Genomic DNA, 624 nt, shown 5'->3' on the forward strand with positions numbered 1-624 from the left:
CCATGCACCGAAGCTGCGGCAGCGACACTATGTGTTGTTGGGTAGGGGAGCGTTCTGTAAGCCTGCGAAGGTGTGCTGTGAGGCATGCTGGAGGTATCAGAAGTGCGAATGCTGACATAAGTAACGATAAAGCGGGTGAAAAGCCCGCTCGCCGGAAGACCAAGGGTTCCTGTCCAACGTTAATCGGGGCAGGGTGAGTCGACCCCTAAGGCGAGGCCGAAAGGCGTAGTCGATGGGAAACAGGTTAATATTCCTGTACTTGGTGTTACTGCGAAGGGGGGACGGAGAAGGCTATGTTAGCCGGGCGACGGTTGTCCCGGTTTAAGCATGTAGGCTGGTTATCCAGGCAAATCCGGATAATCAAGGCTGAGGTGTGATGACGAGGCACTACGGTGCTGAAGTAACAAATGCCCTGCTTCCAGGAAAAGCCTCTAAGCATCAGGTAACATCAAATCGTACCCCAAACCGACACAGGTGGTCAGGTAGAGAATACCAAGGCGCTTGAGAGAACTCGGGTGAAGGAACTAGGCAAAATGGTGCCGTAACTTCGGGAGAAGGCACGCTGGCGCGTAGGTGGAGGGACGAGCTCCCCGAGCCGATGCCAGTCGAAGATACCAGCTGGCT

At 55.0% G+C, this 624-nt stretch carries 1 rRNA gene; it reads left to right on the forward strand.

Features of this window, described 5'->3' with window-relative positions:
- Nucleotides 1-624 (forward strand): 23S ribosomal RNA (locus IE246_RS27810); the annotation flags it as partial.

The sequence above is a fragment of the Thalassobaculum fulvum genome (genome assembly GCF_014652915.1).
Classification (GTDB): domain Bacteria; phylum Pseudomonadota; class Alphaproteobacteria; order Thalassobaculales; family Thalassobaculaceae; genus Thalassobaculum_A; species Thalassobaculum_A fulvum.